Source organism: Candidatus Electrothrix sp. (genome assembly GCF_052785085.1).
Genome location: NZ_JALAAI010000173.1, coordinates 1 through 5,930 on the forward strand (window position 1 = coordinate 1; position 5,930 = coordinate 5,930).

Here is a 5,930-nt window from a genome sequence, read left to right on the forward strand (position 1 = left end):
GTTTGATTTTTTCATCTCACCAAACAAATAGACAATCGTCAAGTCGAAAATAGCTGGAAAAAAAAATTTCGGTAATTAAGTTATCCCGCTTGAATGTTTAGGTGTTTTTTTACGAGCTGAATTGCTGTATTCGTATTAGCCCACTCTTCCAGCTTTACCCCTAGCATGGAAAGATATTCGTCATACTCTTGCCCTACACTTTCGACATATTTAGTACTTAATGGTTCGTAGCTAGAATAAAATCCTGTGATAAAACCATCATCACCTTGAGACCAATCCTCAATAATTGACATATCTTCCTGGACTAAGGAAGATATTTTATCAGTATCAATCTCATCACCATTTTTCCAGTAAGTAGTATGGTCTCTATGTAGGCCATTTATCTCACTACCTCTTCCAGTTAATCCAACAAATATTTTACTGTCATTTCCGTTACACCATTCACGTATTTCATTTTTATTATAATTAACTATGAACCCATCCCAGGTAGTAAACTGAAGTATGAATAAATCAATATCATTTTTCTTACTCTCCTCAAAAGTTGATATTGTATCCATGACTTGGTCGTTATAAAATTGAATAAATCCTGCAGAAATCGATTGTTTTCCCTCAGTGCTGTTATTCATTTAATTTCCCCTGTTTGGAATTTAGTTACGTAGATCTAATTGAGCATAACGAAATCAGACAATTTAAGCTAAAACTGTCCTTCTTCGTTGCAATCAAGCAAACCTACCTGACTACACTGTATAACTTTATTTCCAACTACCCACATTTCTTTTAGTTGCGATTGTAGGCGTTTTACTAAGACCTCTGTCAGAATAAAAATAAACATTAGCCCCAAACATTATTTTCCATGTTTTGCTACGCTCATTCACTTCAACATAACCAACGTTGGCTTTTTGCAATAAGGTCTTCACATAATAGGCATCCGATGGAGTGCGAAAAAAATCTGTGATTTGGGGGAATATTAATACGAAAACTGGCCGAATGCCGTCAAATAATGATTGGCTATAGGTAATGGCTTGCCAAGATACTTGGAGACCTTTCTTCGCATCGCTCCCCGGAACCTTAACTTCAACACCAAACCATTGTTTTTCAAAACCTCTATCAATTAAATCCTCACTCGGATACATTAAGTAATCAATGATAACAGGTGTATTATCGACAATAAAATTACCCGCGACCTCCTCTCGAACGATAAAGTCTTTTCCAAAGCAATCGAGCATGTATGATTTTAATTTAGGCTCGTTCATTCAATATACTATTACAAAGGATAAAATTAATGAGGCAATAAAAGCTGCCCGCAAGGATTCTTCCGAGCGTTCCAATCGTTAGGTCATGATCGTCCGACGATCTTCAGGCGTCACAGACCCACCCCTTCCCGCAGAATATTGCGGTAGATCGGCAGGTAATCCGCATGTGTCTTAACAATAGCATCAGAAAGCAGGATAACATCAATGACACAGTCATACTTCAGTTCCAAGTCGTAGGCCATATTGTACACATCCTGCTCAATGTCCGTGGTCAAGTCATCGATTTGAAGGAAAATATCGATATCAGAGTCTTTTGTCGCTTCACCTCGCGCATTGGAACCAAATAAGCAGATGTCGTTCACAGTATATTTTGCGGCAACAGCCTGTTTGAATTCACGAACAATGTTTGTCAGATGTGCTGTGACCATCCGTACCACCTCCTTTCTCTATTATCCTGATTATAACGGATTGATCACCGTCAGCCACTCAAAACCTTCAAAGTCAGCAGTATTCACCGTATACAGTCCGGCAACTCCATGATCTTTCAACGTCGCTGCAAGAACCACGTCGAACATCTTTTTGCGTGTTGTGACGTTTTTCAACAACGTTAAGAAGGTCTGCATCTGCGTATCTTTATGAGAAAGAACAAGAACTCCGGTATCAAGATACTCCTGAACAACATCTGCCGCATCCTGAATTGAAAGAGGGCGTGTCAGCGTCTGCCGTGTCATAACATTGATAAATTCTGTCAGTACCTGCGTTGAAAGACAGACATTCAACTGTCCATCCGCATCATATTCGTTGAATACTTGCTCAATAAACAGGACAGCTTGTTGATGGAATTCAGAATCTTCATTATGAGCATAAACCAGCAAATTCGTATCAATTGCGAAAAGCATGTGTTTTTTTTATCCCCTTTCAGCATAGATTTCATCGCGATCACAGCGGACTTCCTGACCAAGATGAAACTTTCTGACTTTAAATGCCTTCCGACGATGCCTGCCGGATATGCCGGATTTAATATCGTCCTTCAATGACTTCAAAATAACCTCAATAAACTGAATACGCTCCGCCAGCGGTGCCTGCTGAATCTGAGCAAGCATATCTTTAGCAATCATAAACGGTCCCCCTTTAAATACATTAAACAAAAAAGTTGTTGATCGTCCGGTGCTCTTCAGGTGTCTCACAGATGCATCCTGCATAAGGCGGCTGCCGCACCGAACAGTGCAGTTCATCTCATTTTTTCAGCAAAATCGAAAAACCTGCCTGCTCAAAATGATGGTCTGCACTGAAGACCTCGTTGCCCCCGAGATCATTTGCAGCAACTATACTGAGACAGTCCACAAAGCCCCAGTCTTTATCCTGCATCTTTTTAAATTTTTGGAAGCCGCGTTCGATCAGAGCCGCATCTGCGGGAATGCACTGCCACTTTTCAGAAGCACGAACAGCTTCTATCATCCTGACAGCGACATGGCGAAGATTAACCGGGCTGAAGGCATTGCCGAATTCAAGCAGCACTGCGTCGGTTGTCACAAGAATCTGTTGAGATTGCTTCAGCGCAGTCACGGTCCTTACTGCCTGTGCATGAAACGCATCTCTGCTGTTGCCGATAGCGATAATGGTGGAAGTATCAACAAAAACAGGCTTCATGAACGTTTTTTCGTGCCGTAAAGATAGTGATCGTGATTTTCAGCAAAATCTTCGATCCCTGTATCAACCGAAAGTTCCTCCAAGTTAAGGGCATCCCAGGGATCAGGCTGTTCCGAAACCTTTTTTTCTATTTCGCAGGATATGCCTTCCCTCGCAAAGAGTTCCCGTATTCCTGCGATCAACCTCGCAGTCCTTTCAATTGGAATGATGTCTGATATATTTATTGTGAGTTGCATATCTGATTATGAAACAGGCTGGGTGCGACGACTTTGCACATTCGTATTTTATGAATAATGATTGTTTCTTTTCCTGACCATGCTCCTGCGCAGGAGGCTACTATGGTTTCATCCTTCGCAGATCCGCATTACCGGCTGCAATCATCCCGAAGTCGGGCGTTGCTCTTTTATTTTGTGCGATAAATGCAATTATGTCAATCAATGGATCAGATCTCATTGATCTTCCCTAACAAGAGGGAAACCGAAAGCAGACACCCCACCCCAGACATACCGAGAATCAAGCCCATGGGCCAGGGCGTCCCATCTGCCAAAAGCCCGACCAGGGCAGAACCAATAATTCCGCTGCCGTACTGAATCGCCCCTACCAGGGCGGACACCGCTCCGGCCCGTTCAGGAAAGCAGGTCATGGCCCCGGCAACCGAATTGGCCACAATAAACCCTATACTGGAAATATACACAAACAAGGGCAGCACCAATCCCCAAATCCCACCCCACCCGGTTCCGGCTGTCCAGGCAACGGCAAAGGCAGCAAGGGCCATCACCACGGTTCCCATCAGGAGAATCCGATCATAGCCATGCCGGACAACGAGCTTGGCATTGATCAGATTCGCCACTGTGGCCCCGGCAATGACGATGCCCCAGAAAAAACCGAACTGCTGCTCCGAGACATGATAATAATTGATATAGATAAAGGGCGTTCCGGCAACATAGGCAAACAACCCCACATAGAGAAAGCCACCGGTAATGGCATATCCCATAATTTTGCGATGGCGGAGCAGCTCCCCGTAATAGCGCATGGCCATGCCCAAGGATTCCATGTTCCGCCGCCGGACCGGTAGGGTTTCCGGGATGCTCCAAAGGAGCACAAAGGTCAGCGCCCCCACCGTCACCAAAGACCAAAACACAGCACGCCAGCCAGCCAGGGCCACAATCTGCCCGCCCACTAAGGGGCCAAGGATAGGAGCGATGGTCATAATGGTCATGAGCATGGAGAGCATCTGCGCAGCCCGGTTCCCCTGATAGAGATCCCGCACCATTGCCCGGGACAGAGCAACGCAGGCACAGGCCCCGATGGCCTGCACGATGCGCCAGGCAATGAGCGCCTCCGCTGTCCGGGAAAGGGCACAACCAGCTGAACCGATGATAAAGAAAATCAGCCCGGCAGATACCGAGGGACGGCGACCGTAGCGATCACTGATCGGCCCCCAAAGCAACTGCCCCAGGCTGAAACCGATGAGATAACCGGAAATGGTCAGTTCTATCATCCCGGCATCTGCTCCCAAGGCCCGCCCCATTGCTGGCATGGCAGGCAAATAGAGGTCGGTGGAGATAGAACCGAATCCCATGAGCAGGCTGAGGACACCAAGGACATACCAACCAGCAGGTGCTGCCGCCACGACCTGGGCATCAGACAGGATATTTTCTTGTTCTGACATATTTTCTTGTTCTGACATATATACGGGAGCCTCACTCCCTACGCTTTGCATACTGCATAAAATAAAAGAGCCCGGAGGAATTCCTCCGGGCGCATGAAGCAGGCTCTGGCAACCTGCTTTGAATAATTATTGATCGGTCACAGCTACGACGAACAACGACCCGTGATCTACGGGTCTATGGGGACAGGAAAAGATGAAGGTCTATCTTGCTGCGGACAGGGAAAGATATGAAAACGCGTCACAGTTCAGTCACGAGTTGAGGCACTATTTCGGACAACACCCGGCGGAGATGGTGCGGGAGATGCGGACGGCGTAGAGAAAGGGCAAATGGTTAACACTGCCCCTCTTGCCATTCCTCAGCAATTCGATGGAAACGACCGACAAGGGTCAGCCGTCTTGCTTCAAGCGACGCCGCATCGCCATTTTGCTGATTTCTTCAACAGATTTATCATTCCACAGATCACGTTGCCATTCGGTATAATTGAACGGCTCACGTAAAATCAGCGTAATGAACTTTTCCGACTAAACTTCTCCCAAGGTGCTGATGAGTAATTCCTGGCTAACCTTCATTTTAGCGATTCGATAATACCTTCTGACCATGGCACAGGATCTTTATATTTTTTCATTGTATTATGATCACTGACCCTGAAAATCAACTGAGGATCGACATCATTTTCTGAGTTATCATAAAAATATGCACGGTCAACTATTTTTATGGCTTCAACTGAGTTTACTATTGACCTGTAATAACGACTTATTATTTTAGGAATAGGTACATCATGACACCTTCCATAACTCGTAATGCAATTCTCTGCGCATTTATTGACGGGTCATTGGTGCAGATAAAAAACAAACGGATAAAATATCCTGATGTTTTAGCCTTTTTTATAAATTCAAGTTTTTCTTCTGTTGAAAAAACGGTTTCGAATGCCATATCTGTCCTGTTTTTCAGACATTCTTCCCGAATCGACTGAGCTTTATTTGCAGCCTTAACAACGTCATCAATTGAGTTCCAGTCTCCGAAATCCTGCTGCGCTATGAAATCAGGATTAATATACACGCAACCTTCCATCCACTCATGCCGCAGTAACTTTTCAGTAATTGTTGTTTTACCAGAGCCATTTGGCCCCGCAACAATTATCAATCTCGGCTTGTTTTCTTTTTGAGCTGTCATATGGAAGCTTTTTGACGAGACGCAGCGTAACCGTTCACCCCCCCCCTCATTCCACACAAAAAAAGATTGGACAAAAAAAGAAGATCACGATAGTTTAAGGGTCACAACGTTTTTTACGAGATCTATCCACGTTCTGAGTTCGCATGCACCTATCCAGAGAAGAGTTGCGAAAAATAGATAA

General features: G+C 44.8%; 7 protein-coding genes and 1 pseudogene. All 8 read right to left on the minus strand.

The window, feature by feature from the left end; all coding sequences use genetic code 11:
- Positions 1-80 precede the first annotated feature (80 nt).
- Positions 81-626: a hypothetical protein gene (locus tag L2082_RS17930; RefSeq protein ID WP_446010530.1), complete on the minus strand. Its 546-nt coding sequence runs from the start codon at positions 624-626 to the stop codon at positions 81-83.
- Positions 627-752: 126 nt separating this feature from the next.
- The gene (locus L2082_RS17935; RefSeq protein ID WP_446010529.1) at positions 753-1,253 is read right to left on the minus strand and encodes a hypothetical protein; all 501 of its coding nucleotides are present in this window, start codon (positions 1,251-1,253) and stop codon (positions 753-755) included.
- 110 nt (positions 1,254-1,363) lie between these two features.
- Positions 1,364-1,681, minus strand: a complete 318-nt coding sequence (locus L2082_RS17940) for a nucleotidyltransferase family protein (protein ID WP_446010528.1) — start codon at positions 1,679-1,681, stop codon at positions 1,364-1,366.
- A gap of 30 nt (positions 1,682-1,711) precedes the next feature.
- Positions 1,712-2,152, minus strand: a complete 441-nt coding sequence (locus L2082_RS17945) for a type II toxin-antitoxin system VapC family toxin (RefSeq protein WP_446010527.1) — start codon at positions 2,150-2,152, stop codon at positions 1,712-1,714.
- Between the two features lie 9 nt (positions 2,153-2,161).
- Entirely contained in the window at positions 2,162-2,371 is a 210-nt protein-coding gene (locus tag L2082_RS17950) for a hypothetical protein (protein WP_446010526.1), read from the minus strand.
- 118 nt (positions 2,372-2,489) lie between these two features.
- Complete coding sequence (locus L2082_RS17955; RefSeq protein ID WP_446010525.1) at positions 2,490-2,903, minus strand: type II toxin-antitoxin system VapC family toxin; 414 nt, start codon at positions 2,901-2,903, stop codon at positions 2,490-2,492.
- Positions 2,904-3,345: 442 nt separating this feature from the next.
- Positions 3,346-4,575: a multidrug effflux MFS transporter gene (locus L2082_RS17960; RefSeq protein ID WP_446010524.1), complete on the minus strand. Its 1,230-nt coding sequence runs from the start codon at positions 4,573-4,575 to the stop codon at positions 3,346-3,348.
- Between the two features lie 566 nt (positions 4,576-5,141).
- Positions 5,142-5,749 (minus strand): annotated as a pseudogene (locus tag L2082_RS17965) (zeta toxin family protein).
- Positions 5,750-5,930 lie beyond the last annotated feature (181 nt).

Excerpts from the sequence above, each read along its gene's own strand:
- L2082_RS17960 (WP_446010524.1), bottom strand. The coding sequence starts at position 4,575 with ATGTCAGAACAAGAAAATATCCTGTCTGATGCCCAGGTCGTGGCGGCA.
- L2082_RS17935 (WP_446010529.1), bottom strand. The coding sequence starts at position 1,253 with ATGAACGAGCCTAAATTAAAATCATACATGCTCGATTGCTTTGGAAAA.
- L2082_RS17945 (WP_446010527.1), bottom strand. The coding sequence starts at position 2,152 with ATGCTTTTCGCAATTGATACGAATTTGCTGGTTTATGCTCATAATGAA.
- L2082_RS17955 (WP_446010525.1), bottom strand. The coding sequence starts at position 2,903 with ATGAAGCCTGTTTTTGTTGATACTTCCACCATTATCGCTATCGGCAAC.
- L2082_RS17930 (WP_446010530.1), bottom strand. The coding sequence starts at position 626 with ATGAATAACAGCACTGAGGGAAAACAATCGATTTCTGCAGGATTTATT.
- L2082_RS17940 (WP_446010528.1), bottom strand. The coding sequence starts at position 1,681 with ATGGTCACAGCACATCTGACAAACATTGTTCGTGAATTCAAACAGGCT.
- L2082_RS17950 (WP_446010526.1), bottom strand. The coding sequence starts at position 2,371 with ATGATTGCTAAAGATATGCTTGCTCAGATTCAGCAGGCACCGCTGGCG.